This window comes from Neoalteromonas facilis, assembly GCF_002807665.1.
GTDB classification, from domain to species: Bacteria; Pseudomonadota; Gammaproteobacteria; order Enterobacterales; family Alteromonadaceae; genus Alteromonas_E; species Alteromonas_E facilis.
The window spans coordinates 1-26961 of record NZ_PEAY01000003.1 but is presented as its reverse complement, the minus strand read 5'-3'; the positions used below and the strand labels follow the sequence as shown (position 1 = coordinate 26961).

Below are 26961 nucleotides of genomic sequence, written 5' to 3'. Positions count from 1 at the left end.
TTTACGCTAGATTGATACATATCAAGAAATTGGGTAGTGGTTTCTAAACATTTTGTTTACACTGCGAGTAAGTAAATCAACCCCTAAGGTGCAGTATGCCTTTGTTTGATAATCGTCTGGCTCAGTTAGAAGATGCCATAGAACATGCTGATACTTACGCTGAGTATCGTGAAGCCTGTGCCGCGCACGATGAATTGTCGGGTGCCGATGAGTGGAAAGCAAAAGATCCCTGTCGGGATTACGATTATCGACTGATCCGCAAACGCGTTCAACGCATCAAACTGGCTCGCGGTCAGGGTGATATTTTGGGGTTGATGTCAATTTTACATGAGGGCTTGCACGGTAACCTTGCCAACATCGCAAACCCGGTTCTTCAGCATCAATCCAAGCTAGGCACCAAAAACTTGATCCAAGAGTTTGTCGATCAGGTGGTCTATGCGCTTGATGATATTTATGCTGCCGACGAAAACAATGTTGATTTCTACGAAAAACTGTCCTTTTTTGAAGAAACCGCGCACTCGTTTGGGCGCAGTTGTCTTATGCTCAGTGGCGGCGCTGGCTTAGGCTTTTTTCATTGTGGAGTTGTTAAGTCGCTGAATGAAAGGGACCTATTGCCGGGTGTGGTATCAGGGGCCAGTGCTGGCTCTATCATTGCCGCGATGCTCGGCACACGCACTCACGATGAGTTGATTGACGTATTAGATGCGGAATTTATATACAACAAATTCCGTAACTGGCGCATATTCAAAGGCGTCAGAGGTAAGAGCCTATTTGACTCGACACAATTAGAAAATGCGTTGATTGAGCTTTTTGACGTAATGACCTTTGAGGAAGCCTTCAAACGCACTGGTTTGCACGTCACGATCACGGTTTCAGCGGCTGATCTGCATCAATTCTCGCGTCTATTGAATGCAAAAACATCACCGAACGCTATTATTACTCAAGCAGTTAGAGCCTCTTGCGCTGTGCCGATCGTGTTCAGTCCCGTTCAACTGCGCGCAAAAACCGCTAACGGTGATATTGTTCCTTACATCCCTAATCGCCGTTTTGCCGATGGCTCGTTGATGGCTGATCTGCCATTTGAGCGCTTAGCACGCTTGTATGGTGTTAACCACAGTATCGTCAGTCAAACCAACCCGCTGGCAGTGCCATTTTTATCGCGTAACCGCAAAGATGCCAATACTGCGGCGGGGATCACTATGCGACACTTGACCAACCTGGCCAAAGTAAACAGTATTTACGCATTTGATATGCTTGAATCAGCGGTCGGCAGCAAAGCTGGTAAGCTAGCTATTCATAAGGTTCGGTCGATTATTGATCAACAGTATGTCGGTGACATTAATATCTTACCTGAACGTGGGGTTCGCAGCTTGGCCCATTTGTGGTCTAATCCAACGGTTGAGAGTATCGCGGAGCTTATCCGTAATGGTGAGAAAGCTACCTGGCCTCAACTGGATTACATTGAACGCAGTACACGCGTAAGCCAAACATTGCGTCGTTATCTTAAACAACTCAAGGAACGTGAGGCCCGAGTACTTGGAAACGGGAACTCGCTCAGATTGGTGGAATCAAAACGGGCATGAAGCCATTAAATAACGAACCTTATTTTGCACTCGTTAATGACATCATCGAACAAATATCCGCAGAGGACAGCAATACTCGCTCTGCATTAGATGATGTTACTCAGTATTTTTTGAATGACGCGCGCAGCGCCAAAAAGCAACTTGAACTCAAAGTACAAATTGCCACCTTGCAAGATGAAGCCTCACTGTCGAATGAGCAGCATGCTGAATTAGACTCACTCATTGGTGACTTAAATGACATTAAACAGCAAGACGATACTGACAGGCATCAACGTTTAAAACGTGTGCGTAACCTCTGCCAAGCGATTTACGAATGTTGCGAGGGTAAAAGCCTCGAAGAGTCTAAACAGAAAACGGCCAAATTTCTTGCATCACTGTGGTTGTTGTCAGAACAATACTCCGGCTCAGTACAAGCATTTCATCAGCGGATTAAAACACCATACAAGATGGCGCTCACACTGCGCTTAGTCGATGAAGTTATCCACAACAAGCTGTTGAGAGTACCCAATTGGGATCGGTTCGCAGATCCGGAAATTCGCTTTCATGGTACCGAAGAGCAACGTCAGAGTTGGTATGCATTGGTCGCCGTTCCTGCGATGACCGCAGCCCTATTCCAGGACGCAGGATTACACCATCCATTGGCGAAAAAATTGCTGCAAGGAAGCAACAAAAGCAAAGATCCATTCCGTGTTTTGGACAATGACGAGCGCACCTCGCTATTAAAAATGAACTATCGATTCAGTGTTGATTATGTCACCACTGGATTAGGGGCCGACTACGGCACAACCTATGCCACTCCCGAAACGCAAATACTCGCCCATGCCACCCAAATTGAATTGGTAAAAGATGCCTATAAACCCGCAACGGGCATAGGTGAACTACTAAAGATCCCACAGATATACGCTTCAGTAGTGTTTTCGACTAAGCATGAGTTTACCAGAACAGAAGTACCCAAAGGTTGCATGCTGATTGACCAGCTCGGCAAGAAAGGTGTGTTAAACGTAGACTTAGCCAATGCGTTTAATAGCATTGTTGGGGCTTTCCCGCAGGGGTATGGTTTATTATCCAATGATGCCAAATGCATGGTGTTGGGACTGTACCCGCATAAGATGCATGAACCTCATGTGTTGGCGTTATTGTCGCCAAAAGACGAATTGCTTGATGAACCGGCATACTCGCTGAGCAAGAATGCAAACTTTTATTTTGCCAGTACCCGCGACCAATTTTCTGCACAACAGCCACATGAGGCAGGCGAGCAAAATGATGCCCCCCCCATTCAAGGGACTTGGATGGCCAGTCAAGAGTTTGCCAAATGGTCTAGCCGATGGGCGTAGTAAGAGACATAGAATGGCAATGAAAATAGACACAAAAAAAGGAGCTTAAGCTCCTTTTTTGTATTGGGTAACCGACTATTCCGCAGCTTTAGGTGCCTTTGGCTTAGTTGCGGCAGGCTTTTTAGGCGTTGTCGCTTTCTTTGCAGCAGGTTTACGCGTTGTTGTTTTTCGCGTCGTCGTTTTCGTCGTACCTGACGCCTTAGTTGCCGGTTTACTCTCAGTCGCTTTCGCAGCAGGCTTTGTGGTTGCCTTTGCTTTGGCAGGTGCTCTTTTAGCTGCTGGTTTGGCTGCAGGCGCTTTTGCTGCGCTTGCTTCGCGCGCTTTTTTCTCTGCTAATAAAGCAACTTGTTCAATGAGGTCATCCACTTTCTTTGAAAGTGTGTTTAACTGCTTATCGCGTTTAGCGCTACCAAAACTGAAAGCATCAAACCAGTTTTTGATCGATTGGTTCATTTTATCGCTCCGTGGCATCGATTTCTTTAAATCAGCTTCAACCGCTACTCCACGGCTCGCTAATTCATTAAATACATCATTAGACTTTGTCACAACCTTGTCGAATTCAGCTGACATATCGCTTAGTTGGCTAGCAACCAATCCGCAATACGCATTAACAAAACTAACGAAAGGATTCTTAGTAGTGGAAGACATAGAAACTCCTGTTTCTCTAGTAAAGGTTGTAGACTTGAAGTGTAGACGCTACTCAGTGCAGTGCAACTAAACTCGCCGACAAGGTAAAACGCACTCCGAAGAGTGCGTTTTTATGTCTTACTTAGCAGCTGCTAGCTTAGCAACAGCTTCAGTCAACGCATCGATTTTTGCAGATAGCTCTTCGATTTTCTGATCTGCATTGTCGTTGTTGTCTAGGCCTAGTTTCTTACGAACGTCAGCTACACGACCTTCAACTTCAGTAGTTGTTTGCTTGAACTTGCCTTTAGCATTTGTTTCAAGCGCTTCGCCTTTAACCACTAAGTCTTCGAAAACTTTTTGTGCGTCAGTGCTTAATTGCTCGTAACGACCTTGTGCTTCGTCGATGCTCTTACCGTATGCACCTAAACCTGCCAACCAGATTTTGCGTGCGAATTCTTCAGCTTCGTTGAATTTAGCTTTGATTTGATCTGTTTTAGTCATGTTGCTCTCCAGTGACCGATTATTTAGTTCCGGTGTAGATTACAAATAACAATTAGAAACCGCATACTAACTTTTAATTTATTTTGAATTATTTTGTATGCGGTTGATTTTTATTGGATTTTAATTAGTCTACTAAATCTGATGGCATGGCATCTCGCACTTCGTGCCAGACTTTTCCACTTTCAATACCATAGCGTCTGAGGATTTGAGGCACATTTTCATATTCCCCCTTTTCAGCCGCTTCTAACAAGTTTTGATAAAAATGCTTAGCAGCATCTCGCGCTTTTTGATGAGAGAAGAAATAGCCGCCAATGCGCGCGTACATATTTCTAAAGCCGTTCATCATCAGCACGAATACAGGATTGCCTGAAGCTAAGGCTAGATCATGATTTAATTGATAATCGAAATTAGCAAATGCAGGACCGTCTTCCGGAATATCAGTGTAGCGACTGATAAGCTCTATCGACTTTTCTTTGTTATTACGCAGGGCACCACGAATAAACACAGCACTAAGATTTGTGCGAGCCGCGAGTAGATTATCAATAAGGTCTGAAATACCGTCTTGATCCAAACGCGCAAGTGTCTCGAGAATGTTTAAACCACAGGTCTCCCAAAAATTGTTCACCCGTGTCGGTTTACCATGCTGAATGGTTAACCAGCCGTCTCGTGCCAAACGCTGCAAAACTTCACGCAAAGTTGTTCGTGTTACACCGATTAACTCAGACAGCTCTCTTTCAGCCGGTAAGATAGTACCCGGAGCAAATCGCCCGCTCCAAATCGATTCAACGATGTACTCTTCAGCGAAGCCTGCCGGACTCTGAGCCTTGTAAATCATGTAAGACGCACCTTTGGATTTGTTTTTGTTGTATAACTGATTGTACCAGTCAATTTTGTCAGCATTCTACGCGCACGTAAACAAATAAATAACATTCTGATAAACCTCAAACTACATTGATTCAACTTATCCGCATTAGACACGCGCTAGCCTCATGATTTTTAAAGATTTTAACGTCTTATCCTAGTGTTATCTCACAGAATTAATTTTATCCTGAGTTTGTACCAACCTGTTCACAACTCAACCATTATTCGACTAATCAATAATCACTATCGACAAACTAAGTAACTGATAACCCGAGGAATCAATTTCAAAAGTATATAATTCGGGTTTATTATAGGTGTTCATAAGATTTTTCTTGTATGTTGGCTAGTGTATGCTGCATCGAGCACATACGCTCCAGCCTGAGGACACCCGATGCAAATTTCGATGACTACTGCGATTTACCGAAACTTTTTAGGCCACGCACCTGATTGGTACAAAAGGACGATAATCCTATTTTTACTGATCAATCCACTGTTGTTTATGTGGAATCCTTACATCGCAGGTTGGGCGCTGATTGGTGAATTTATTTTCACACTGGCTATGGCATTGAAGTGCTACCCGTTACAGCCAGGTGGACTGCTATTGATCCAAGCATTATTTGTTGGCCTCACCACCCCTGAACACATGATGCATGAAATATCGGTGAATATTGAAGTGATACTGCTGTTGGTCTTTATGGTCGCGGGTATCTACTTTATGAAGGATCTACTGATGTTTCTCTTCACTAAGTTAGTGATTAAGGTCAAAAATAAAACCATCCTGTCATTGGCCTTTATCGCTGCGTCAGCTTTCCTTTCGGCCTTTCTAGATGCATTAACCGTTGTGGCCGTTATCATTGCGGTCGGCTTAGGCTTTTATACAATTTATCATAAGGTCGCATCAGGCAAAGATTTCCATCACGATCACGATCACACTTCTGATGATGACGTGGACCAGCAACCCGGTGCCAATGACCTTGATGATTTCCGCGCTTTTTTGCGAAACTTAATGATGCATTCTGCAGTTGGTACTGCGTTAGGTGGGGTTATGACGATGGTCGGCGAACCGCAAAACCTGATTATCGCTGACAAAGCCTCGTGGGGATTTGCCGAGTTCTTTATTCGAATGGCACCGGTTACACTTCCTGTGTTTGTGTTCGGCCTGTTGACTGCCACTGTATTAGAAAAATTCAAATGGTTTAGTTATGGCGCGCAGATGCCAAAAGTTGTGCGTAATATCCTTGTCGATTACGACAAACATATGGATACACAAAGAACCCCAAGGGACAACGCTAAACTATTGGTTCAAGCGCTTATCGGCGTGTGGTTAGTCGTTGGGTTAGCGTTTCATTTAGCTGCGGTTGGTTTAATTGGTTTAAGCGTCATAGTGCTGGCCACATCAAGCAGTGGCGTTATTGAAGAACATGCATTAGGCAAAGCCTTTGAAGAGGCTCTGCCTTTCACTGCATTGTTGTGTGTATTCTTCGGTGTTGTTGCGGTGATCATTGATCAAGGTTTGTTCCAGCCCGTTATTCACTGGGTACTAACCTTTGATGGCACCAATCAGCTCGTGATGTTTTATTTGGCGAATGGTGTCCTCTCGATGGTGAGTGATAACGTGTTTGTTGGCTCGGTATACATCACTGAAGTCGCCGCAGCGCTGCAAAATGGTGAAATCACACGTGACCAGTTCGATTTATTAGCAGTCGCTATCAATACGGGTACCAATTTACCCAGCGTTGCGACACCCAATGGGCAGGCTGCATTCTTATTTTTGTTGACCTCAGCAATCGCACCATTGCTAAGATTGTCTTATGGCAAAATGGTTTACATGGCGTTACCCTACACCATCGTGCTTACCATTGTCGGTCTCGTCGCGACCTATTACGGATTAGCCGGCGCCACTGATTATTTGTATGACATGCATTGGATTAACCACCATACGGAAATCCCAGGCGCCATATCAGACAACAGTCATTAACAATAAGGCATTAGATGTTTCATTTTTTGAGCCAATGGTCTAAACAACGTTCAAGCTGGGCTTTGCTGTTTTTGTCAGCATTAGCCCTTGAACTTACTGCTTTGTATTTCCAACACGGCATGGGGCTACAACCTTGTATTAAGTGTATTTATCAACGTACGGCGATGTTCGGTATTTTGTTCGCTGCACTTATTCCCCTTTTACACAATAGTACTTTGACACGCCTTGTGGGTTATATCGCCTGGGGAGTCTCATCAGTTTGGGGATTTTTAATTGCCTATGAACATGTGGATATACTCACTGCAGCGAACCCGTTTTTTGCATCATGTGAACCGGTCCCCAATTTCCCATCTTGGTTACCACTACATGAGTGGCTTCCCGCAATATTTGCTGCACCTGGCGATTGTTTGGAAAACAGTTGGCAATTCGTCGGCATGGGAATGGCGCAGTGGATGATGGTTATTTTTGGTATCTACACGTTGTTACTCGCCACTGTATTAGTGGCTCGTTCAATCGATGTCTTCAAGCGGCCATAGTGCGATAAAGTCCTGAAATTCATCAAGATCAACGTCAGATTCGCAAACCGTTTTGCCTCGTACAGACATACCTAACTTGTGCATAGCGGTCTTTTTCCCACGATTTAATAGAGGATGCCAACTCGGTAATCCTCTGCCTTCCAATAACCGGCGATAACTACAACTTGGTGGCATGTAGTAAATCGAGTCCAAATTATCTTTGGTGAGTTTTACACAATCTGGAACGCGCACAGTTCGGTTTGTATAGTCTGAACAACTGCATGTTTTAGTATTCAGCAGTTCGCAAACGATGTTAGTGAAATGAACCTGTTCACCGTCCTCTATTGATTCGCTCCCGTCCACCTCATAGACCGATAACGGTTGATCTTCATCATCTATAAATTTGTGCAAGCAACACTTTCCGCATCCGTCACATAGTGCTTCCCATTGTTCATCGGACATATCAGCTAAAGCGACGGTTTCCCAAAAAGGTGCAGTGTTGGAAGTAGACATTGATTACGCGCCCCCTTGAAATGTGATGTCAGTACGACAACTAAGCTCATCCGCGAGCGTCATGAATAGATGATCCCCTTCACTCAAGGCCCCTACCCCTTCCGGCGTACCCGTAAGCACTACATCTCCCGGTAACAAGGTAAATTGCTTGCTAATCTCTATTAGCAGTTGCTCAATAGGAAACAGCATATGTGCAGTATGACCTTGCTGCTTGACCTGTTGATTGATGGATAGATGAAATGTGACTGATTGCCAATCGTTAAACTTTTCAGCGCTGACAAAGGGGCTCATCGGGCAGCTACCATCAAATGCTTTCGCTCGTTCCCACGGATAGCCTTTGTGCTTCAACCTTGTTTGTGTCTCACGTAGAGTCAGATCTAAGCCTAAACCGAAGCCCATCACCGCTTGTCTGGCTTGCTCGCGAGTTGCGTGCGACAGGGTCTCACCAATCAAAACGGCTATTTCTAATTCGTAGTGAACAGGCTCCGTGCGCGGTGTCAATGAAACGCCTGCTGACATTGATTGAAAAGCGGTAGACGGTTTCATAAACAACACGGGCTCTTCAGGGATTTCATTCCCCAGTTCAGCTGCATGGGCAGCATAGTTTCGGCCCACACAAATTATTTTACCCGGTGTTATGCCCTCAACCGGCTCTTCGCCATCATACCATCGGTGCTGGTAGTGCATCATTTACCTTTTTTAATTCGCTCTGACAAATACGCCACCGAAACCCCAAAGTAGCTTGAACGATTCCACTTCATTAACGTTTGAAAGTTATTATAAACCAAATAAGCCCGGCCTTCGGGCCCATCAGGCATGATCAGATTGGCAAGCATATCAACCTGAGGTAAAACCTCTCCGTTAAAGCGACGCACGCCAAGCGCTTGCCACTCCTGCAAAGTTTTACGTTCAGACAGGCTCAAACTGGCCAGCTTTGTCGTATTAGGGTCGGTTAGAGATACTTGTCGACCCCATGTCTGATCGGCTCGCCAACCTTCAGATGAGAGATAATGTGCAATAGACGCGAAAACATCGGGCAATGAAGACCAAATATTGGTCTTTCCATCACCATCAAAATCAACCGCATAGGCTAGAAATGAGCTTGGCAAGAACTGGCTTTGCCCCATTGCGCCAGCCCATGACCCCTTAAACTCTTCAACAGAAACATGTCCTTGCTGCAAAATAGTCAAAGCATCAAAAAACTGGCCACGAAACAGCGCCTCTCGCCTTCCCTCATAAGCCAATGTTGCCAAAGCCGCCAACACAGGGACCTTCCCCTGTAGTTTGCCAAAATTACTTTCATTGCCCCACAGCGCAACGATAAATCGCTTTTGCACACCGTATTGCTTCTCAACAGCATCTAAAACATCGCGATGTTCTTCCAGCAATGAAACAGCTTGTGCAACCTTCCAGTCGGGTACACGTGTTGCCAAATATTCAGTTAGCGTGATTTTACGTTCGGGTTGATTGCGGTCACTGCGAATGACCTTTTTTCTCAGTTCTATCGTTTTGAATGCGTGGCTAATGAGTTGCTCAGGAAAACCTTTATCCAAAGCTTCTTTACGCAGCCCATCAACGTACACATCAAATGCTTCCTCTCTTGCATGGGCAGAAAGCACAAACAGTGCAATAGCAGCCGTAAACGTGGCCCGCTTGAAAAAATATTTAAAGCAAAAAATCATAATTGTGTATTTATTTTGGATCTTTAGGGGGTTGAGGCGATAAACCTAATTCGATGCGATGCTCTGCTAGCCAGTTTTCCTGTTGTGGTGGCATCTGCAAATAAAAGCCGTCATTTGCAAACGCTTCTTTTAGGCTGTCAGCGCTGACACTAAAAAGCTTGTGACTGCTTTTAGCCGGTACATGCATGACCAATAGCGGCGTACCAAAAATCGACATTAAGGCTTCAGGCACCTGAGAAAAATCATCAGCCTTGGGTACATAAATATACATACCGGCTTTTTTGGAGCTTTTATACACACTGCACAATAATTGCGAAATTGTCATGTAATCTCTCGGATAGGTTGACCTAATAATTCAATCAATGGTGCCTGAAATAGCGATTTCCGCCAGCCTGATAGCAGATCAGGTAACAAGCCCTGTAAGGCGGTTTCATCAAGTTCAAACCACCACCATTTAAGCAGTTGATTCAACTGTTTTTTAGATGCAATAAGGTGCTCACCTAGCCCTTGTTGCTGGGCTATCTCTTGGCACAAGGTTTTGAGCTTGGCGAGTGTTTGTTTGTAGCCAGGTTTATCGGTTAAGCGGATAATTTTAGGTACTTCACAGACACTAGGATTTTGATCTACTAGCGATAAAGAGCTATTCACTATGTCAATCAAAGCATCGCCATGCTTACGGATTTCCTGCGGCAACAACGTGTTCATTGCGTTCAATTGAGTTTTGGAACGCGGTAAACGCATCGCCACATTGAGCATGTGTTGCTCTTTAACAATAAAATTAATCGCTATATCACGCTCTCGCGCCAGTTTTAACCGCCAGCTCGCCAGGCGTTTGAGCACAAATCGCTGCGTTTGATTTAATTTCCACACATTACCAATTAAAAGGTAGGCATATTCGTCAGGAAACTGAGCGGCTTTTTTCTCGGCTAAAGACGCTAGCTCTTGGTAAACCAATGTTGTCCAGCCCTTCGCTTGTATGCGCTGAGACAACTGTGAATAGATCTGGTAGAGATAAATCACATCATTGGCAGCATATTCCAATTGTTTGCTCGACAATGGGCGCGCCAACCAGTCAGTTCGTGACTCACCTTTATCAATCTCAACCTCGCACTCAATCTCTACCAATTTCGAATATCCAAGGGTTGGTCCCATATCCAATAAATTGGCAGCAAATTGAGTATCAAATATAGGCGCAGGTGCCACACCTAGGTGGCTGAGGAAGACCTCTAGATCTTCTGAGCACGCATGCAACACTTTAACCACATCGGCATTACTTAACACATCGGCCAAGGGCTTAAGGTCGTCAATATCGAGCGGGTCGATCAACCAGGTAGATTGGCCATCATTAATTTGGATCAGACCCAACTGTGGCAGCAATGTACGAGTACGCACAAACTCCGTGTCAATGGCGATTGCATCGCATTGACCCAGTGTATCGCAAAGTGAATTGAGTGACGCTTGATCGGTAATCAGCCGATAGCCAGAGGATTCAGCTATCGGCACACAGACATTCCTTTAATCACGTAACTCCCTACGCAAGATTTTACCCACATTGGTTTTCGGTAAGTCGTCTTTAAATACAACATGCTTGGGTACTTTGTAGCCTGTCAAATGTGAACGGCAATGTTCAATGACCATTGTTTCTGTAAGCTGATCATCTTTTTTCACCACAAAAAGCTTGACCACTTCACCGGAAACCTCGTGCGGTACCCCAACAGCCGCAGCCTCTAATACCATGTTGTGCATAGCGGCTACTTCTTCAATCTCATTCGGGAACACATTGAATCCCGAAACCAAAATCATATCTTTTTTGCGGTCGACAATATAGAAGTATCCTTGCTCATCAACGCGCGCGATGTCGCCAGTGGCCAGCCAACCGTCCTTTAATATTTCCGCGGTTGCTTCAGGGCGATTGAGGTATCCCAACATCACTTGAGGACCTTTCACCCACATTTCGCCAACTTCACCTGGCCCAACTTCATTTCCATCATCGTCCATTAACTTTATATCGGTCGATGGTACAGGCATACCAATACTGCCCTTGTAGGCTTCCAATTGTGGCGGGTTTACTGTCACAACCGGTGAGCATTCTGTTAGCCCATAACCTTCCAACAAGACCGTACCGGTTACTTTGTGCCATTTTTCCGCTACGGGTCGTTGAACAGCCATACCGCCACCCAAACCAAACTTAAAGTGGCTGAAATCCAGTTCGCTGAAACCTGGGCAGTTCAATAAGCCGTTAAACAAGGTATTAACACCCGGCAACACGGCAAATGGATATTTGCTCAACTCGTTAACAAATGCAGGCATATCGCGAGGGTTGGTAATCAATAAGTTTGGACATCCAAACTTCATAAATAACAGGCAACTGCCTTGCAAAGCAAAAATGTGATACAGCGGCAATGCCGTAACGACTAAGTCTTTTCCTGGCGTAATAGCAGTGGATAATATTCCTGAAACTTGTTCTAAATTTGCGACCAAGTTCCGATGCGTTAGCATTCCACCTTTGGATACGCCTGTTGTGCCACCCGTATATTGTAAAAACGCTAACTCAGTGTTTTTAATCTCTGGACGAGAATAGGTTTGTGAAGCCCCTTCTCTCAAGGCTTGAGTAAACTGGCGCGCACCTGGGATATCGTAAGCTGGCACCATCTTTTTGATGTGCTTGATAGCGAAGTTCACGATCCAACGTTTAGGGGCTGGTAACATATCGCCAATAGATGTCAGTAACACATTCTCTACCGGCGTATTCTTAATCACTTGCTGCAACGTGGTGGCAAAGTTTTCCACGATGACAATCGTTTTAACGTTTGCATCCGTGAGTTGGTGTTGTAGCTCGCGTGGAGTATAGAGCGGATTGACATTAACCACCACCATGCCTGCACGCAAAACACCAAATATCGCGACCGGGTATTGCAGCAAATTCGGCATCATAATAGCGACAGAATCACCTTTCTTAAGCCCTGAATTTTGCAAATACGCAGCAAACTGTTTGGATTGCTGGTCAAGTTCAGCAAAGGTCATCGAGTGACCCATGTTGATATAGGCCGTCTTATCTCGATATTTTTCTATCGATTGCTCCAATACATCAACAAGTGATGAATAGGCGTCAGGGTTAATTTCAGGCTCGATCCTAGGGTCGTAATGCTGCAGCCAAATTTTTTCCATGGTTCTTCCAGCTTTTTTAGTTTTTATTGTTGTTTCACGAATGTCTGGTTCGCCCAATAACAAAGGCAAATAGCGAACGCTATTCACATGGTAGTCAAAGTTAACACAAAGTTAAATCTATCAATGGCAGTAATTTACATTTATCACTCATTTAGCGACACAAATTGCCCAATTTGTGAACAAATCGATGCAGGATATTGCATGTGACAATGATGCCCTCCCTCCACTTCGACTATTCTGGCGTTAGAAAACCAACCACTACGTTGTTTATCTGTAGCGTGTTTAGCAACTAAACCGTTAGCCGCTTTTACGATCAGAACAGGGCATTCAACGGCAGCCATTAAAGCACGCACCTGGGTTTCGGTTAAACGCAGTAGTGACTGGTTCCGCAGTCGCTTGTCATTACGCCATACCGACAGACGGTGCAGTATCGATTGCTCTTGTGAATGCCATTCTACCGCCCGCGAAAGCAGCAAAGTGACATTTTCATTATCGAGATCACTGTGAGCCGCTCGCTGTTTTACGAGTCGAGAAAAGACAATCGGCGTTTGCTGTTGCGGCTTCTCACGCCGCTGATGACGGCTTAAGATCCCATCCCGAATGGTTTCAACAGTATGATCAGAAAATATAGGACCATAGGCATCAATAGACACTAAAGCTTTCACATACTCCGGAAAAACCGCCGCATAGATACTGCCTAAAATGCCCCCCATACTATGACCTACAATGCTTACATCGCGCCATCCTTGAGAAACGATAAGCTGGTGCAAATCATCGATATAGTCTAATTGATTGTACTCTGTGCCCGCTGGCCTATGCTGGCTCAGCCCATGACCCGGCCAATCAATGGCTATGAAATGGAAATCATTCAAACAAGGCGCCATGGGTACAAAGCTATTCGCATTGTCTAACCAACCGTGTAAACCCAATAAAAGAGGCTTTCCCACGTTCCCATTGGTTAAACCAGCAAGGCGAATGTGAGGCAATTCGAACACAATGTCATGTAAGACTGCGGAAGTCACCGTATACTCCTAGGTTGTTTTGCGGGGAAAGCGGCAAGAAAATGCCGCAGCGCATTCATTTAGCAACAAGCTTTTCCCTGAAGCGGCAAACAATTGCCGCTATGCGTACAGATCGATGCCTAACATACCACGGATCTCTTCACGCCGAGATTCTCGCTGTAAACTTTGATAAGTATCTAATGCAGCTTGGGCTTGTGCAGATGGCGCGTCATAGCCTGATCTATTTCGCTTTCTGAATTGTTCTGCTTGTTCATAGGCTTCTGTAGAGGCCTGGCGAACAACTGTTTGCTGTGGGGGTAATTGGGTTTGGGCACGCTGTTGTTGCTCGCGTGCATCAGCCGCACGTTCAGTTTGACGTGCAGACGGATTCACAACTAGCGCATTTTGCGCAGCAACAATGGATGACTCGATGTCCAAAAACAGTGCCTAAAATGAAAACAACCCTGAAATAAATTACAAGATCCGTTCCAATTTAACCGGGCTATTCCCGACCAGGGAGTTTCTTCCACGTAACGGTATCTCGCAAGTAAACTGGTTCTGCGTCAAATACTGATTGCGAATTTGTAACCCCGGCAGCCATCGCCAACGGTAGCATACATTGCGCATTAGGTAGGCGAACATCGAGTGAAAGGCTATGAGCACTCACTAGTTGACTCAGTGGAGAGTAGGCACCCCACCCTGTTCCCGCAATAACGTATGGCTCATGACTGTTATCAGCGACATATTGTGCAGCCTGTTCTGGCGACAACACTTGCTCTTCACTCATCATTACCAGAGCACCGTTTTGCCACCTATAGTGGCCGAAATACACTTCACTCATACGCGCATCAATGGCTACAAAAATATGAGTTCCATCGGATGTATCACTGCCTACTTCGTAGGCCATGGCGGCAAGTGTGGATACCCCGATCACAGGAATATCTAATGCAAAGGCTAGCCCCTGTACCGTCGCCATCGCGATGCGTACCCCCGTAAAGCTGCCCGGCCCCTGTCCATAACCGATTAAATCAACTTGTTTGATATCAACACCTGCTTGTCGGCATATATCGTCGATCATGGGTAAAATGCGTTGGCTGTGTTGTTGGGGACATTCTTCAAAATGAGCATAAGTAACGCCATTTACGCTCAACGCTACAGAACAAGCTTCTGTAGCCGTGTCTAACACTAAAACTATGTTTGGATTATTCGACATCTAATTCAACTTCCGTGGAAGTGTCTGCTTTTACAGCCTTTCGGTCTTGGCTTACGTTAGACAAAAAAGCGAGGACTTGTTGCCAATCTCGACTGCGCGACATTGGAGGTAAACTACTGACGAAGATCTTACCATAGTCTTTTGTCACTAGGCGATGATCGCAAATCACTAATACGCCGCGATCTTTTGCATCTCGGATCAAACGCCCTGCCCCCTGCTTCAACGCAATAACGGCTTGAGGAATTGATATTTGCGCAAATGGATTCCCGCCCCGCCGCTTGCAATCTTCGCTGCGCGCTTGCAATAGAGGGTCATCCGGAGAAGCGAAAGGCAGCTTGTCTATCATGACACAGATAAGATCATCTCCCCTTACATCAACGCCTTCCCAAAACGCACCGGTTCCCAACAGAACGGTATTTTTATCAGCGACGTAACGTTCCAATAACTCTCGCTTTGACGTGGTACCTTGTACTAACAATGTTCGCGTAGTGTGCTGCTCCAACTGCTGTGAAACCGCTTTTAGCGTCGCATGGCTAGTGAACAATAGAAAGCATCGACCATTACTAGCCGCAATAATATCTTGTGCGATTTCAACCAAGCGGTCATTACGTTTCGGGTGATTAGGCTCTGGCAAATAACGAGGCACACACAACATGGATTGATTAGGATAATCAAAAGGACTATCGAGCATCAGTGTTTTGGCCGATTCCAGCCCCATACGAGCTTGGAAATGCTTAAAGCCACCATCAACCATCAAGGTAGCCGAGGTAAATACCCAGGCCTTGTCTGATTGTTCAACGAAGGCTCGAAACTTTGCAGCGATAGACAAAGGTGTAAGGTGTAAAACAAAATGACGGGGGGTTGTCTCATACCAGAGACTGACACCTGTCTTTTCCGTGTCGAGTAATAACTCTAAACGCTCACGGCTTTGTACCATGCGCTCGTAAAAGTTATCCAAATCTTTGTCGCGCCCGATATGCAGCTTCATCACATCTTGCAACACGGCCAAAGCATCTTGCACACGTAAAATACCCGACAACACATCAGGCTCATCAAGCTTTTTGCGCCAATCACCTCGGGTTGCCGCCTCTGCAAATAACAAACGAAAGTCCATTAGTAGTTGGCGACACTTCTCCGCAGCCTTATCGAGCTGTTGTGCATCTTTGAGTACAGTGCGATAAAGCGTTGATATATCCCTGCACATATCCATCAATTGACGACTCGAAAGCGCTTCACCGAAATATTCACTCGCGATTTCAGGAATTTGATGCGCCTCGTCGAATATGACAGCGTCCACTTCAGGGATCAATTCACCAAAACCGGTATCTTTGAGCGCCATATCGGCAAAAAATAAGTGGTGGTTTACTACCACAATGTCGGCTTCCATTGCTTTCTTGCGGGCTTTTACAAGATAGCAGTCATCATATTCCGGGCATTCTTTTCCGGCACAATTGTCAACGGTTGAAGTAACCAGAGGCAGTACTTTGGCATCTTCAGGGATCGTGTTTAGCTCTCCTACATCACCACTTTTAGTGGTCGTAGACCAACGCCTCACATGTGTCATTTGCTCAAGCGTTTCAGCGTCTAACAAGGTCGTTGAACGTGTGTGCTGCATCAAGCGGTGTATACACAAATAATTCGCGCGCCCTTTTAGTAAGGCCGTTTGACGCTCTCCACTGATTACCCCTTTAATAACGGGAAGGTCTCTATGATAAAGCTGTTCTTGCAAGTTTTTGGTGCCCGTTGAAATGATCACCTTGCGCTTTCCATTCAATGCGGGTGCTAGATAAGCGAACGTTTTCCCGGTTCCCGTGCCCGCCTCGACTATTAGCGCGGTCTTCTTTTTAAGGGTTTCATTTACCGCCTCGGCCATTTCTGTCTGGGACTGACGCGGAAGAAAACCGTCAATGGCTTCTGCAAGTAAACCATTATTGGAAAATATAGATGAAATACTGGGCATTGAATTTTCGGCTGAACGTTGATGGGGGGATTATGCCAAATTATGCAGCAGAGTGCGCCCTGAATATCAGTACGGTTCCAGCACACATATAGCGTGAATTTCAAGTGACTAATCACCTCAAAATCAACCAATTACCCATTACCCATTAGAAAAACTTTCGGACGAATTACTCACGATAATACTGCACACTTATTCATTTATATGATAGAAATATCTCTGGCGTTAACAATCTGCTTACAAAAATCCAAGAAGGAGACAGTGTGAAATACGCACTTCGACTGGCAATTCTTTTAGCGTTACTGTGGCTGTTACTATCCGGTTACTACCATCCATTAATGCTCTCATTCGGTGCCTTCTCCGTCATCTTTGTGGTGTGGTTAACAACCCGTATGGATGAAGTAGACAAAGACCGATTTACGCTGTTTGTAACAGGCGATTTTGTTATCTTCATTTTCAAACTGCTTAAGCGCGTAGTGACCTCTAATATTGATGTCACCTTGCGTATCCTGGGTGTCAAACCCTTACACTCAAAATTCATCGAATTGGAAATGCCCTTTGATGACGAACTCAGCAAAGTGCTATACGCCAATGCTATAACCCTCACGCCAGGTACTTCCAGCATATCCATGGAAGGAGGCAAACTACTTGTGCATACACTCAGTGAAGAAGGTGCAAAAGATTTAGAAGAAGGTGACATGCTCGGCATCATGCCGCGTACCAGTGAATACCGCAAAGCGATGAAGCAAGCTGGGGAGACAAAAGCCTGATGGAACTATCAATGACAACTGTATACCTTGTTGCTGGCATCGCCATTATGGTCACAATGGCCTTAGCCGTTGCCAGAGCCTTATTGGGTCCAACCGTGTTTGACCGGATTTTAGCGGTTAACATGTTCGGCACTAAAGCCGTTCTATTGGTAGCCGTATTTGCCTTTTTTTCCGGTCGCCCTGACCTACTGGATATCGCGTTACTCTACTCACTCCTTAACTTTATTGGTGTTGTCGCCGCTCTGCGCTTGGTTGAGCGCGGTAAGTTCTTTGCTGACAGCCAAGAGTCTGAGTCACCTCAGAAAGGAGATTCGGTATGATTATCGATATTTTAAGTATTGTGTGTATTGCTATAGGTTGCTTTTTAAGTCTTATTGGCGGCATTGGCATGTTCAAATTGCCGGACATGTACACTCGCTTACATGCGGTTGGTATAACCGATACATTATGTAGTTTCCTTATTCTATTTGGTTTGGCATTGCAGGCTGGCCTTGATTTGGTGTTATTCAAACTACTTTTTGTCTTTATGTTTCTGTTATTTACATCGCCAGTCTCGTCATTTGCCTTGGCGAATAACGCATGGCGCTATGGACTGAAGAGCGAACTCCCGCAAGCTAAAAGTGAGACGGAGGATAAAGCATGAGTTTAATCATCAATTTAATCCTGCTGACCTTTCTTTTGATTATGGCTGTGGCCATCTTGCGTGTACGTCATTTGCTCGCGATGGCCATGTTATTCGGATTGTACAGTCTGCTCGTAGCGGGCGTATTTGTGGTGTTAGATGCGCCTGATGTGGCGTTTACTGAAGCGGCTGTTGGTACCGGTATTTCAACAGTGCTTATGCTCGTAACGTTGGCGTCGATACGTAATGGTCACGAAGCCCGCACTGAGTCACATACTAAAAAAGGCCCGTTGCTACTGTCTTTGGTTATGGGCGCGGCGCTCGTTTACGGCACTCATGATATAGCAGAACTGGGCGACCCAAATGCAGCACCTCATACCGAAGTCGGCAGCTACTACATCCGGGTTGGGCAAGCTGAAACCGGCGTACCCAATTTAGTAACGGCTGTTCTTGCCAGTTATCGAGGTTTCGACACGCTAGGCGAAGTAACCGTGGTCCTAACGGCTGGTTTAGCGATTCTGATGTTACTGAGTCGGCGTGAAAAAGTGCGTGTTCGTACTAGCAAAGTTAGTGAAGACAACACCAGTAAAAAGGATGACGCAGATGCCTGATAATCTCATTTTAAAGGTCATTACTAAATGGCTTGTGCCCGTCATATTGTTGTTCGCTTTATATGTGCAATTTCACGGTGATTACAGCCCCGGCGGCGGCTTTCAGGCTGGCGTAATATTCAGCTCTGCTTTTTTACTTTACGCACTGGTATACGGGCTGGACGCAACGGCGAGAATTTTACCCGACGAAAAGTTACGTATCGCTGCTTGTATTGGGGTTTTGCTTTACGCCGGTGTCGGCATCGCATCAATGCTTAAAGGTGGGAATTTCCTTGATTACAGTGTGTTGGCAAATGAGTCAGTCAACGGTCAGCACATTGGCATTATTCTTATTGAGCTAGGCGTTGGAATTACAGTTGGCTCTGTCATGCTGCTGATTTTCTTCACATTTGCTAGAAGGATTGCACCCAAATGATGGAATACGTTATCGGTCATATCAATTACTGGTTGATCATCGCAGTCATGATGGTTGGTCTGTATACCCTAATGAGTCGATCCAATATGATTAAAAAAATGGCGGGGTTAGCCGTGTTTCAAACCGCTGTCATTCTTTTTTATGTCAGTTTAGGTAAAGTTGACGGTGGAACCGCGCCAATTGTAGCTGAAGGCTTCACGGTATATTCAAACCCGCTACCTCAAGTATTGATGCTCACGGCTATTGTCGTGGGTGTTGCAACGACCGCATTGGGCTTTGCTTTGATTATTCGCATTAAAGAAGCATACGGCACCATTGAAGAAGACGAAGTACTGCAGAAGGATGCCGAAGAATGAATGCACAGTTAACGGTTTTACTGGTTGTACTGCCTTTAATCTGTGCCCCCATCACTGCGATGCTGCGCGGTAAAGGGGTTGCATGGTTTATTTCGTTTGTCTTAAGCTTAGTGTGTTTTGGCTTATCGCTTTGGCTGCTGGCCGATGTTGTCGGCGGTAAAGTGCTGCATTACGAATTAGGTGGCTGGCGCCCACCGTGGGGAATTGAATATCAAATCGATGCGCTCAACGCGTTAATTGCAGTAATCATTACCGCAATGGCCAGTCTTGCGATGCTATATGCGCCGAAAAGTGTCGAGAAAGAGATCCCTGAACATGTCGTGCCATTGTTTTATGCCTCTTTCCAATTATGTTTACTTGGGCTTTTAGGCATAGCTTTAACCGGTGATATTTTTAACCTATTTGTGTTCTTGGAAATATCCTCCCTTTCATCCTATGCCTTGATCGCTATGGGTAAACACCGCAAAGCACTAACCGCGGCGTTTTATTATCTGGTATTGGGTACCATGGGGGCTACGTTCTTCCTTATCGGGGTTGGTATGCTCTACGCGGCTTCGGGCAGTTTGAATATGGCCGATATTCTGGCGCGTTTTGGTGACATTGAAGAGCAGCAACTCGTGACTACCTCTTTGGCCTTTATTTTGGTGGGCGTCGCGTTAAAGGCTGCCATATTTCCACTACACAGTTGGCTGCCTTCCAGTTACAGTCAAGCGCCGTCGGTCGTCAGTGTTTTTCTTGCCGCTAGTGCAACTAAAGTAGCGATATATGTGTTAATCCGCTGCTTATTCAATGTCTACCCGATGGAATACTGGACCAGCATAGTACTACCTGACTTATTGATTGGAGTGGGTTGCGTCGGCATTTTGTATGGTTCATTCCGCGCTTTTGGGCAACTCGATATGAAGCGCCTGCTCGCCTACTCCTCTGTCGCGCAAATTGGCTACATGGTGGTTGGGATAGGATTGATTAATCAAACCGCCATGACAGCCAGCCTGTTGCACTTGTTTAATCACGCCCTAATGAAAGCAGCCCTGTTTATGATCGCCGGTATTTTGGTATACCGCGCCAATACAACTTATCTTAAAGATTTAAGGGGCGTGGGACGTGATGCCCCCTGGACATTGGTCGCGCTCGCTATCGCAGGCCTCAGTTTGATTGGGATGCCAGGTACCGTCGGATTTATCAGTAAATGGTATTTAATTTCCGGCGCCCTTGAAGCCGGTCGCTGGTACGTCGTGTTGGTCGTTTTAGCAGGTTCAATTCTCGCCATTTTGTATGTGTGGAAAATGATAGAAGCGCTGTATTTCGCACGCGCTGACAAAACCCACGTGCATCATGTTGACTCGGGTACCAAAGATATTGCCTATACGCCAGCCAGCATGACGATTGCGTTGTGGATTGCGGTGTTGTCTTGTATTTACTTTGGTTTAGACACTGACTTCTCGCGCGGCGCTGCTGAAACAGCCGTTAGCGCGTTATTTAACAGCACTAAAGGAGGCATCTAATGGCGTTTCTATTTGCCCTTGAAAACCTGCTGTTAATGGCATTTTTTATCCCGCTAGTCGGGGCACTCATCATTAGCCGTTTAGATCTTGAGCCCAACGTACGAGAAGGGGTAACACTGATCACAGCAGGGTTATTGCTCACTGTGAATGTGCTGATTTATCTCTCGCTACCAGAAGCCAGTGATTTTAAGATGACAGTGGCAGAGCCTATGCCTGGTATCTCTATCGCGTTTGCGGTTGAGTCATTTGGTGTAATGTTTGCGCTGATAGCCAGCGGTCTTTGGATTGTTACTAGCATTTATGCAATTGGTTATATGCGCGGACATCATGAAGAAAACCAAACGCGTTTCTTCACTTTATTTGCCATTGCCCTCGCTGGCGTAATGGCGATCGCCTACTCGGCCAACCTATTTACACTGTTCTTATTCTATGAAGTTCTTACCGTGTCGACGTATCCGTTAGTCACCCATGCCGGCACGAGCAAGGCAAGAAAAGGTGGGCGTACTTATCTAACCCTATTGATGGGGTCGTCGATAGTGTTTTTCTTACCTGCGATCATTATCGTCTACGTCACCACAGGAACGTTAGACTTCCAGAGCGGCGGGTTTCTTGATGGCAAACTCGACGCAGCATGGTTAGCGCCGCTGATGCTGTTATTCCTATTAGGAATTGGTAAAGCCGGTATGATGCCAATGCACAAGTGGCTGCCCTCAGCGATGGTCGCCCCCACGCCGGTGAGCGCATTGTTGCATGCGGTAGCGGTTGTAAAAGCAGGTGTATTTAGCATTCTGAAGATTGTGATGTTTGTCGTTGGGCCTGACTTTTTAAGTCAAACCGCCAGCGCACATTGGTTACTCTGGCTGCCCATGATCACCATTGTTGTGGCATCTCTCATAGCGATGACAAAAGACAACATAAAAGAGCGCTTGGCCTACTCTACGATCAGCCAATTAAGTTACATCATCTTGGGCGCTTTACTGGCCAATTCACTCGGTTTACTTGGTGGCTCGCTTCACATAGCAATGCACGCATTTGCCAAGATAACGCTGTTTTTCGCCGCTGGCGCAATACTTGTGGCTACGCACAAAACCCAAGTTAGCGAGCTGGATGGTTTAGGGCGATACATGCCGATTACCTTTACTTTATTCTTTGTTGCCACCTTATCGATCATCGGTATTCCGTTGCTAGGCGGCATGTGGAGTAAATGGTATTTGATGTCTGGTGCTTCAGCATTCTCGGGCAATGAAGTCATTGGTTGGGCATTGTTGCTAACGCTCATGATCAGCTCCTTGCTCAATATCGCTTATTTATTGGTTATTCCAGTGCGTGCGTTTTTTGCCAAACCCGTTAGTACAAAAATATACAGCGAAGCACCACTTCCCTGCCTGATTGGCATGATCGTACCGGCTGCGCTTTGTATTTATTTATTCTTTGCGCCAGAAGTGTTTTACCAATTAGCAAACGCTGCATTACCTGCTGAGCTGCAGGTGCCATTTTCGTCGCTAAGTGCAGGAGAGTAGTAGATATGAATAGTCACGATCAGCAATCGCCTAGCACACATGAGGCGCATAATGCATCTGATGATGACATCGGCTTTTTTGACAGAGAAGATACTATCAAATGGATATTACGCGTGTTTTACGCACTCTGCGCAGTCTTAGTGTTGATGGATTTCATCGTGCATCGGCATATATATGTCAACTTTGAAGAAATCCCTACGTTTTATGCGCTGTATGGCTTTGTTGCTTGCGTCGTATTGGTATTACTCGCCAAGGTTATGCGGATATTGCTCATGCGCAGTGAAACCTACTATGAGCCGGAAAACACAGATGACAATAGCGAAGCTGGCAGCAATGGGAGGTTAAACTAATGTGGTTTGATAACCTTCCCCCGTTTATTCCTTTTTTTGTTGCCGCATTATTTGCCGGCTTTCTGACCGGTAAGGCAAGATTACTGTTGTTGCTAGTGCCGGTTTGGGGCGCGCTGAACATGCATTTCACTTTGGATGCAGTCAGTGCCGTCAATATCCAGGTATTAGGTTTCGAGCTTGGCCTGCTATCGGTAGACAAGTTAGCCATGATGTTTGGCTATTTGTTCCACATTGCCGCTTTCTTATCACTGATTTACTCGTTGCACGTTGAAGACAAAGTACAACAGGTATCAGGATTACTGTATGCGGGCAGTGCGTTAGGCGCGGTATTTTCGGCAGATTTCATCACCTTGTTTGTATTTTGGGAACTGCTCGCCCTGACCTCGGTGTTCTTAGTATGGGCACGCCGCTCGGCTTCGGCTTTAAATGCCGGTAACCGCTATTTGGTTATTCAGGTGTTATCAGGTGTACTGCTATTAGCCGGTGCGATTATGCTCGCGCAGCAAGGCAGAAGTTTAGATATTCAGCACATTGGATTATCTGATACTGCGAGTTGGCTACTGTTCATTGCGTTTGGCATTAAAGCAGCATTCCCTTTCATGCACACCTGGTTGACCGACGCATACCCCGAAGCCACACCAACCGGAACAGTTTTCTTGTCGGCATTTACGACAAAAGTGGCCATTTATGCATTGGCTCGTACCTTTGCTGGCGAAGAATTACTGGTATACATCGGCGCAGCTATGACCTGCTTCCCGATTTTCTACGCAGTAATCGAAAACGATTTACGCAAAGTACTCGCCTACAGCCTGATCAACCAGCTTGGCTTCATGGTGTGTGGTATCGGTATTGGTACGGCGTTAGCTCTTAACGGTGCAGTCGCGCACGCATTTAACGACGTTATCTTTAAAGGCCTGTTGTTTATGACCATGGGCGCGGTGTTGATGCGCGTTGGGCATGTCAAAGGCTCCAATCTGGGCGGCTTGTATAAAACCATGCCCAAAACTACGATTTTCTGTATCGTCGGCGCCGCATCAATTTCGGCTTTCCCATTATTCAGTGGGTTCGTCAGTAAGAGTATGGTCATGGCGGCTATGATTGAAGCTGGGCACGAATACCTGTGGCTAATGTTACTCTTTGCCTCCGCAGGCGTATTCCACCATGCAGGGATCAAAATTCCGTTCTTTGCGTTTTTTGCCCATGACTCAGGACTGCGCCCTAAAGAAGCGCCGACCAACATGTTGATTGCCATGTTCTTAGCGTCGGTGTTGTGTATTGTGATTGGTAGCTACCCACAATTGATGTATCAATTGCTGCCATGGGAAAACAGCTATCAGCCATATGATATCACCCACACATTAACCCAATTGCAATTACTGTTCTTCTCGGCACTTGCCTTTGTATGGCTCAATCGACAAGGGCTCTATCCGCCAGAATTGCGCAGTGTGAATCTCGATGTGGAATGGGTGTACCGTCGACTCATGCCGCAAATTGCGTATGCGACACGCGCATCCTTGTCAGCGACTAAGCGCGTTATCAGTCAGCAGTGGACAATGATCCTTGACCAATTGCCGAACATGGATACTGAATCCAGCGCAACGGGCACAGAACTCACTCGCCGTATGGCATTCTTGTTCGTGTTCGTCATCGTCGTGGGTATTTTGGTTGACATGTTTAGTGCGTAATACTTTTTAGTACATTGAAAACCGCTGTTAGGTTATCTGGCCTGCAGCGGTTGAATAAACAGCCTTGCCTGCCAAGCATCAAGCGCAACACCCGTAACTACACCGTTAAGCACATCATTGTTATATCCTTGCGCAGTATGCAGTTGAACCTCTTGCCAGATCCCCTCTATCAGTTCTCCGTGTAACGTCACTTCATGCGCATCTGGTGCAAAATTAATGACCAACAGAATTGCATTAGTGTCATTTCGACGCACAAAGGAGAATACCTGCGCCATGTTGCTGTTTTCGACCTGAAGCATCAATGAGCCTCTTTGACCATTATGCAAAACAGCGTGTTGCTTCTTCAGCGCAATAAGTTGCTGATATAGCCCACCAATATAGTGCTCTTGCCATTCAATTGGATCGCGTTCAAAAAAGGCTAGTCGCTTACTTTCTCCCGCTTCCTGACCATTATGGATCAGTGGCATACCCTCACCTATCACTGACAACACAATTGCTGCATCAAGCGCTTCACCAAATTGTTCGTACTGTGTGCCATCCCACGCGTTTTTATCGTGGTTACTGACAAAGGTCATGCGAAAAGCCTCACGTGGCCACGCTCGCTCATTCCAAGAGTAATACTGACGTAACTTGTTCAAAGATACCTTTTGCTGCGCTAAGCCATGCAGGATCTCGTTCCAGCTCCATGCGTACGTCATATCAAACGCATATTCATGCAGATCCCGCGCTTCCCATTCAGCCAACATAAATACAGGTTTAATAGCATCCAACGCCGCTCGCACCTGTCGCCAAAAATCATTCGGCACATAACCGGCCACGTCACAGCGAAAGCCATCAATGTCATATTGCTCGACCCAATAGCACATCGCATCAAGCATATATTCTCGCAACTGCACATTCGCATAATCAAATTCGATAATGTCCGACCAATCCCACCACGGAGAGGGTCTGAAGTCTCCTTTGTGATCCCGTGCATACCAGTCTGGATGCGATTCAACCAAGGAGTTGTCCCATGCACTGTGATTGGGCACCCAATCAATAATCACCTTCATACCATTTGCATGAATACCGCTTATCAGCTCAGCAAAAGACTCCTCATCGCCAAACTCTGGATTGATGCTACGATAATCTTTTACAGCATAGGGACTACCTAAATGTCCTTTTCGATGCTTCTCACCTATGGGGTGAATAGGCATCAACCATATAATATCAACGCCCAAGCGCTTTAAACGGGGTAGTTCTAGGATAATCCCAGCGAAATCTCCACTGGCGGAAAACTGGCGCGTATTGATTTGATATATACACGCATCGTAACTCCACTCTGGGTGAATCACATGACTGTAGGGTGTAACGGTAAGCACGGAGGAGCGCATTCACTTTCGACTTAATTTACAAAACGTACCAATAAGCATAGGCCAAAAGTTGGGATGTTTTAGCGTCAAAACCAATCTGAATTGACTGAGCTTTATTAGCACATGTCAAGTCTGAAACTTGTATGTGCAGGTTGAGACATCATCGGAAAGGCAGCTGTAGACAAGAAACGGACATTCAGCTCCGTTGAGTTTTACTGCTCTCGAAACAACTAATTATTTCAAGGATGATGATAACCGCGCGTTTAAAAAAATAAATTAGGACTCACCTCAAAACGCTGACACAGCGCTTTTATATGCTTTTTGTTGAGACTTCTTTCACNGAGACATCATCGGAAAGGCAGCTGTAGACAAGAAACGGACATTCAGCTCCGTTGAGTTTTACTGCTCTCGAAACAACTAATTATTTCAAGGATGATGATAACCGCGCGTTTAAAAAAATAAATTAGGACTCACCTCAAAACGCTGACACAGCGCTTTTATATGCTTTTTGTTGAGACTTCTTTCACCAGAAAGCACTCTCGACACCATTGATTTGCTACCAATTTCCGGTAAATCAGACATGCTCAAATGGTGTTGTTCCATGAGTAGTCGCAAAGTGGCAATATCAGGGGGTTGCGACATGGCTCTTTTGTCGAATTCGACAAGCTCTTTATCTTTATTTTCATATCGTTCAATCGCAATAGCTAATAACTCTATGACCTGATTAAGCGGATCATCAGGAGTATCTTCGGCTTCTTCAAGCAGACTTTCAATAAGTTCCAAGGCTTCTCTGTAATGTTGCTCATCGACGATAAACAAATAAGGAGCCGCTGACTCCGCAA

Annotated in this window: 29 protein-coding genes; 14 read left to right on the top strand and 15 right to left on the bottom strand. The window is 45.6% G+C overall.

Annotated features, from left to right (window positions below):
* The first annotated feature begins 95 nt into the window (after window positions 1-95).
* Both CSH93_RS08605 and CSH93_RS08600 read left to right on the top strand, forming a co-directional pair.
* Window positions 96-1583, top strand: coding sequence for a DUF3336 domain-containing protein (locus tag CSH93_RS08605; protein WP_100642853.1), 1488 nt, complete (start codon window positions 96-98; stop codon window positions 1581-1583).
* The gene (locus CSH93_RS08600; protein ID WP_100642852.1) at window positions 1580-2917 is read left to right on the top strand and encodes a hypothetical protein; all 1338 of its coding nucleotides are present in this window, start codon (window positions 1580-1582) and stop codon (window positions 2915-2917) included. The genes CSH93_RS08605 and CSH93_RS08600 overlap by 4 nt, the downstream gene beginning before the upstream one ends.
* A 75-nt stretch (window positions 2918-2992) precedes the next feature.
* Here CSH93_RS08600 and CSH93_RS08595 read toward each other — a convergent pair whose 3' ends face one another.
* From CSH93_RS08595 to fadR, 3 genes are all read right to left on the bottom strand, one after another.
* Window positions 2993-3565 carry a hypothetical protein gene (locus CSH93_RS08595; protein ID WP_100642851.1) on the bottom strand — a complete coding sequence of 191 codons (573 nt, stop codon included), beginning with the start codon at window positions 3563-3565 and terminating at the stop codon, window positions 2993-2995.
* Window positions 3566-3682: 117 nt separating this feature from the next.
* Window positions 3683-4045: a phasin-related domain-containing protein gene (locus CSH93_RS08590; protein ID WP_100642850.1), complete on the bottom strand. Its 363-nt coding sequence runs from the start codon at window positions 4043-4045 to the stop codon at window positions 3683-3685.
* 124 nt (window positions 4046-4169) lie between these two features.
* Window positions 4170-4880 carry a fatty acid metabolism transcriptional regulator FadR gene (gene fadR, locus CSH93_RS08585; protein WP_100642849.1) on the bottom strand — a complete coding sequence of 237 codons (711 nt, stop codon included), beginning with the start codon at window positions 4878-4880 and terminating at the stop codon, window positions 4170-4172.
* 417 nt (window positions 4881-5297) lie between these two features.
* Between fadR and nhaB the strand changes: the two genes are divergently transcribed.
* Both nhaB and dsbB read left to right on the top strand, forming a co-directional pair.
* A complete protein-coding gene (gene nhaB / locus CSH93_RS08580; protein ID WP_100642848.1) occupies window positions 5298-6884 on the top strand; it encodes a sodium/proton antiporter NhaB in 1587 nt (528 codons plus the stop codon).
* Between the two features lie 14 nt (window positions 6885-6898).
* Window positions 6899-7420 carry a disulfide bond formation protein DsbB gene (gene dsbB / locus CSH93_RS08575; protein ID WP_100642847.1) on the top strand — a complete coding sequence of 174 codons (522 nt, stop codon included), beginning with the start codon at window positions 6899-6901 and terminating at the stop codon, window positions 7418-7420.
* On the opposite strand, the gene CSH93_RS08570 is transcribed toward dsbB, so the two are convergent.
* From CSH93_RS08570 to CSH93_RS08525, 10 genes are all read right to left on the bottom strand, one after another.
* On the bottom strand, window positions 7394-7912 hold the full coding sequence (locus tag CSH93_RS08570) for a YcgN family cysteine cluster protein (protein ID WP_100642846.1): 519 nt from the start codon (window positions 7910-7912) through the stop codon (window positions 7394-7396). The two genes, dsbB and CSH93_RS08570, sit on opposite strands and share 27 nt — an antisense overlap.
* A 3-nt stretch (window positions 7913-7915) precedes the next feature.
* A complete protein-coding gene (locus CSH93_RS08565; protein ID WP_240615541.1) occupies window positions 7916-8602 on the bottom strand; it encodes a fumarylacetoacetate hydrolase family protein in 687 nt (228 codons plus the stop codon).
* Window positions 8599-9594, bottom strand: coding sequence for a lytic murein transglycosylase (locus CSH93_RS08560; RefSeq protein ID WP_100642844.1), 996 nt, complete (start codon window positions 9592-9594; stop codon window positions 8599-8601). Before CSH93_RS08560 ends, CSH93_RS08565 begins: the two co-directional genes overlap by 4 nt.
* A 10-nt stretch (window positions 9595-9604) precedes the next feature.
* Window positions 9605-9919 (bottom strand): YcgL domain-containing protein, encoded by a 315-nt coding sequence (locus CSH93_RS08555; RefSeq protein WP_205663264.1) that lies wholly within the window; start codon window positions 9917-9919, stop codon window positions 9605-9607.
* A complete protein-coding gene (gene rnd, locus CSH93_RS08550; protein ID WP_240615540.1) occupies window positions 9916-11097 on the bottom strand; it encodes a ribonuclease D in 1182 nt (393 codons plus the stop codon). Before rnd ends, CSH93_RS08555 begins: the two co-directional genes overlap by 4 nt.
* Before the next feature lie 12 nt (window positions 11098-11109).
* Window positions 11110-12762 carry a long-chain-fatty-acid--CoA ligase FadD gene (gene fadD, locus CSH93_RS08545; RefSeq protein ID WP_100642843.1) on the bottom strand — a complete coding sequence of 551 codons (1653 nt, stop codon included), beginning with the start codon at window positions 12760-12762 and terminating at the stop codon, window positions 11110-11112.
* 143 nt (window positions 12763-12905) lie between these two features.
* Entirely contained in the window at window positions 12906-13784 is an 879-nt protein-coding gene (locus tag CSH93_RS08540) for an alpha/beta fold hydrolase (RefSeq protein WP_100642842.1), read from the bottom strand.
* A 99-nt stretch (window positions 13785-13883) separates the two neighbouring features.
* Window positions 13884-14201 carry a hypothetical protein gene (locus CSH93_RS08535; RefSeq protein ID WP_100642841.1) on the bottom strand — a complete coding sequence of 106 codons (318 nt, stop codon included), beginning with the start codon at window positions 14199-14201 and terminating at the stop codon, window positions 13884-13886.
* Between the two features lie 64 nt (window positions 14202-14265).
* Complete coding sequence (gene tsaB, locus CSH93_RS08530; protein WP_100642840.1) at window positions 14266-14976, bottom strand: tRNA (adenosine(37)-N6)-threonylcarbamoyltransferase complex dimerization subunit type 1 TsaB; 711 nt, start codon at window positions 14974-14976, stop codon at window positions 14266-14268.
* The gene (locus tag CSH93_RS08525; protein ID WP_100642839.1) at window positions 14966-16936 is read right to left on the bottom strand and encodes a DNA repair helicase YoaA; all 1971 of its coding nucleotides are present in this window, start codon (window positions 16934-16936) and stop codon (window positions 14966-14968) included. Before CSH93_RS08525 ends, tsaB begins: the two co-directional genes overlap by 11 nt.
* Before the next feature lie 260 nt (window positions 16937-17196).
* Between CSH93_RS08525 and CSH93_RS08520 the strand changes: the two genes are divergently transcribed.
* Genes CSH93_RS08520 through CSH93_RS08475 form a run of 10 tightly spaced genes read left to right on the top strand, consistent with a single transcriptional unit; the run spans window position 17197 to window position 24767 of the window.
* Window positions 17197-17703: a Na+/H+ antiporter subunit E gene (locus tag CSH93_RS08520; protein ID WP_164078329.1), complete on the top strand. Its 507-nt coding sequence runs from the start codon at window positions 17197-17199 to the stop codon at window positions 17701-17703.
* Between the two features lie 11 nt (window positions 17704-17714).
* Window positions 17715-18023 (top strand): MrpF/PhaF family protein, encoded by a 309-nt coding sequence (locus CSH93_RS08515; RefSeq protein ID WP_100643353.1) that lies wholly within the window; start codon window positions 17715-17717, stop codon window positions 18021-18023.
* Entirely contained in the window at window positions 18020-18346 is a 327-nt protein-coding gene (mnhG, locus tag CSH93_RS08510) for a monovalent cation/H(+) antiporter subunit G (RefSeq protein ID WP_100642837.1), read from the top strand. Before CSH93_RS08515 ends, mnhG begins: the two co-directional genes overlap by 4 nt.
* Window positions 18343-18936, top strand: a complete 594-nt coding sequence (locus tag CSH93_RS18115) for a DUF4040 domain-containing protein (protein ID WP_100642836.1) — start codon at window positions 18343-18345, stop codon at window positions 18934-18936. The genes mnhG and CSH93_RS18115 overlap by 4 nt, the downstream gene beginning before the upstream one ends.
* Entirely contained in the window at window positions 18929-19351 is a 423-nt protein-coding gene (locus tag CSH93_RS18110; protein ID WP_100642835.1) for a Na(+)/H(+) antiporter subunit B, read from the top strand. Before CSH93_RS18115 ends, CSH93_RS18110 begins: the two co-directional genes overlap by 8 nt.
* A complete protein-coding gene (locus CSH93_RS08495; protein WP_100642834.1) occupies window positions 19348-19707 on the top strand; it encodes a cation:proton antiporter subunit C in 360 nt (119 codons plus the stop codon). Before CSH93_RS18110 ends, CSH93_RS08495 begins: the two co-directional genes overlap by 4 nt.
* Window positions 19704-21212, top strand: coding sequence for a monovalent cation/H+ antiporter subunit D family protein (locus tag CSH93_RS08490; protein WP_100642833.1), 1509 nt, complete (start codon window positions 19704-19706; stop codon window positions 21210-21212). The genes CSH93_RS08495 and CSH93_RS08490 overlap by 4 nt, the downstream gene beginning before the upstream one ends.
* Window positions 21212-22732, top strand: coding sequence for a proton-conducting transporter transmembrane domain-containing protein (locus CSH93_RS08485; RefSeq protein WP_100642832.1), 1521 nt, complete (start codon window positions 21212-21214; stop codon window positions 22730-22732). Before CSH93_RS08490 ends, CSH93_RS08485 begins: the two co-directional genes overlap by 1 nt.
* A 5-nt stretch (window positions 22733-22737) precedes the next feature.
* Window positions 22738-23082, top strand: coding sequence for a hypothetical protein (locus CSH93_RS18105; protein WP_240615539.1), 345 nt, complete (start codon window positions 22738-22740; stop codon window positions 23080-23082).
* On the top strand, window positions 23082-24767 hold the full coding sequence (locus tag CSH93_RS08475) for a Na(+)/H(+) antiporter subunit D (protein ID WP_100642831.1): 1686 nt from the start codon (window positions 23082-23084) through the stop codon (window positions 24765-24767). Before CSH93_RS18105 ends, CSH93_RS08475 begins: the two co-directional genes overlap by 1 nt.
* 32 nt (window positions 24768-24799) lie before the next feature.
* On the opposite strand, the gene CSH93_RS08470 is transcribed toward CSH93_RS08475, so the two are convergent.
* Window positions 24800-26140, bottom strand: a complete 1341-nt coding sequence (locus CSH93_RS08470; RefSeq protein ID WP_100642830.1) for an alpha-amylase family glycosyl hydrolase — start codon at window positions 26138-26140, stop codon at window positions 24800-24802.
* A 429-nt stretch (window positions 26141-26569) separates the two neighbouring features.
* A partial coding sequence (locus CSH93_RS08465; protein WP_100642829.1) for a helix-turn-helix domain-containing protein occupies window positions 26570-26961 on the bottom strand: 392 nt, incomplete at its 5' end.

Coding starts and splice junctions, on each gene's coding strand:
- CSH93_RS18110 (WP_100642835.1), top strand. CDS start 18,929: ATGCCTGATAATCTCATTTTAAAGGTCATTACTAAATGGCTTGTGCCC.
- CSH93_RS08485 (WP_100642832.1), top strand. CDS start 21,212: ATGGCGTTTCTATTTGCCCTTGAAAACCTGCTGTTAATGGCATTTTTT.
- CSH93_RS18105 (WP_240615539.1), top strand. CDS start 22,738: ATGAATAGTCACGATCAGCAATCGCCTAGCACACATGAGGCGCATAAT.
- nhaB (WP_100642848.1), top strand. CDS start 5,298: ATGCAAATTTCGATGACTACTGCGATTTACCGAAACTTTTTAGGCCAC.
- CSH93_RS08515 (WP_100643353.1), top strand. CDS start 17,715: ATGACAACTGTATACCTTGTTGCTGGCATCGCCATTATGGTCACAATG.
- CSH93_RS08560 (WP_100642844.1), bottom strand. CDS start 9,594: ATGATTTTTTGCTTTAAATATTTTTTCAAGCGGGCCACGTTTACGGCT.
- CSH93_RS08555 (WP_205663264.1), bottom strand. CDS start 9,919: ATGACAATTTCGCAATTATTGTGCAGTGTGTATAAAAGCTCCAAAAAA.
- CSH93_RS08525 (WP_100642839.1), bottom strand. CDS start 16,936: ATGCCCAGTATTTCATCTATATTTTCCAATAATGGTTTACTTGCAGAA.
- mnhG (WP_100642837.1), top strand. CDS start 18,020: ATGATTATCGATATTTTAAGTATTGTGTGTATTGCTATAGGTTGCTTT.
- fadR (WP_100642849.1), bottom strand. CDS start 4,880: ATGATTTACAAGGCTCAGAGTCCGGCAGGCTTCGCTGAAGAGTACATC.
- CSH93_RS08495 (WP_100642834.1), top strand. CDS start 19,348: ATGATGGAATACGTTATCGGTCATATCAATTACTGGTTGATCATCGCA.
- CSH93_RS08595 (WP_100642851.1), bottom strand. CDS start 3,565: ATGTCTTCCACTACTAAGAATCCTTTCGTTAGTTTTGTTAATGCGTAT.
- fadD (WP_100642843.1), bottom strand. CDS start 12,762: ATGGAAAAAATTTGGCTGCAGCATTACGACCCTAGGATCGAGCCTGAA.
- CSH93_RS08600 (WP_100642852.1), top strand. CDS start 1,580: ATGAAGCCATTAAATAACGAACCTTATTTTGCACTCGTTAATGACATC.
- CSH93_RS08570 (WP_100642846.1), bottom strand. CDS start 7,912: ATGTCTACTTCCAACACTGCACCTTTTTGGGAAACCGTCGCTTTAGCT.
- tsaB (WP_100642840.1), bottom strand. CDS start 14,976: ATGTCGAATAATCCAAACATAGTTTTAGTGTTAGACACGGCTACAGAA.
- CSH93_RS08565 (WP_240615541.1), bottom strand. CDS start 8,602: ATGATGCACTACCAGCACCGATGGTATGATGGCGAAGAGCCGGTTGAG.
- CSH93_RS08475 (WP_100642831.1), top strand. CDS start 23,082: ATGTGGTTTGATAACCTTCCCCCGTTTATTCCTTTTTTTGTTGCCGCA.
- CSH93_RS08590 (WP_100642850.1), bottom strand. CDS start 4,045: ATGACTAAAACAGATCAAATCAAAGCTAAATTCAACGAAGCTGAAGAA.
- dsbB (WP_100642847.1), top strand. CDS start 6,899: ATGTTTCATTTTTTGAGCCAATGGTCTAAACAACGTTCAAGCTGGGCT.
- CSH93_RS08605 (WP_100642853.1), top strand. CDS start 96: ATGCCTTTGTTTGATAATCGTCTGGCTCAGTTAGAAGATGCCATAGAA.
- CSH93_RS08490 (WP_100642833.1), top strand. CDS start 19,704: ATGAATGCACAGTTAACGGTTTTACTGGTTGTACTGCCTTTAATCTGT.
- CSH93_RS08470 (WP_100642830.1), bottom strand. CDS start 26,140: ATGCGCTCCTCCGTGCTTACCGTTACACCCTACAGTCATGTGATTCAC.
- CSH93_RS18115 (WP_100642836.1), top strand. CDS start 18,343: ATGAGTTTAATCATCAATTTAATCCTGCTGACCTTTCTTTTGATTATG.